This window comes from Vibrio sp. 970 (assembly GCF_033339075.1).
Map to the genome: position 1 here is coordinate 1 of NZ_JAWOTW010000119.1, position 953 is coordinate 953.

A 953-nucleotide genomic window follows, 5' to 3' on the forward strand; every position below is an offset into this window, starting at 1 on the left:
CCAGCAGTACCATCAAGATAGATTTTGATTGGCGAAGCTGCCAAACCTTGGTTGCCATAGCGTTTTGCTATCTCACCAGATAAACGCGCGCCAACAGAACGGTCGGTGTTGATGACGTTGTAGAAGAAACTTGCTGATTGGCTGTTTTCGACAGCATTCAAGGCATCATCAACGATTTTTTGGTTGAGTTCGGCTTTATCAAACGGTTTGTTTGGCTCCGTCCAAAATAGTGGATGACCTTCGGCTGAAATAGGAGCTTCTAAGATGTTTGATAGATCCAACTTGGTTTGCTTCGCAGTGAATCCCTCGACGGCTTCAAGTAAATCAGTACGACCAATTAAGTCTGTCAGTTTCTCTACGCCAAGTTCTGCGAGTAACTCACGTACTTCATCGGCAAGGCCAGTAAAATAGTTCATTACCATTTCTGGTAAGCCTTTAAAGTACTCTTTACGAAGGGTTTCATCTTGAGTTGCCACACCCGTTGCACAGTTGTTCAAGTGGCAAATACGTAAGAATTTACAACCCATAGCAACCATTGGTGCGGTACCAAATCCGAAGCTTTCCGCACCAAGAATCGCGGCCTTAACAACATCTAGCCCTGTTTTTAACCCGCCATCTACTTGAAGACGAATCTTATGGCGAAGGCCATTTGCAACCAGTGCTTGTTGGGTTTCTGCGAGGCCAAGTTCCCAAGGACTACCTGCGTATTTCACTGAAGTCAGTGGACTTGCGGCCGTACCGCCATCGTAACCTGAGATAGTGATGAGGTCGGCGTAAGCTTTTGCGACCCCGGTGGCTATGGTGCCAACACCAGGCTCGGAGACGAGTTTCACCGAAACCAGGGCATTCGGGTTGACTTGTTTTAGGTCGAAGATCAGCTGGGCTAAATCCTCGATCGAACAAATATCGTGATGTGGAGGCGGGGAGATTAACGTCACTCCTTGCACCGAGTA

General features: G+C 47.5%; 1 protein-coding gene. It reads right to left on the bottom strand.

All coding sequences use genetic code 11. The features are described 5' to 3' along the window. Nucleotides 1–953 (bottom strand): glutamate synthase-related protein (locus R7Q11_RS25140; RefSeq protein ID WP_225466874.1); only part of this gene is annotated, 953 nt, incomplete at both ends.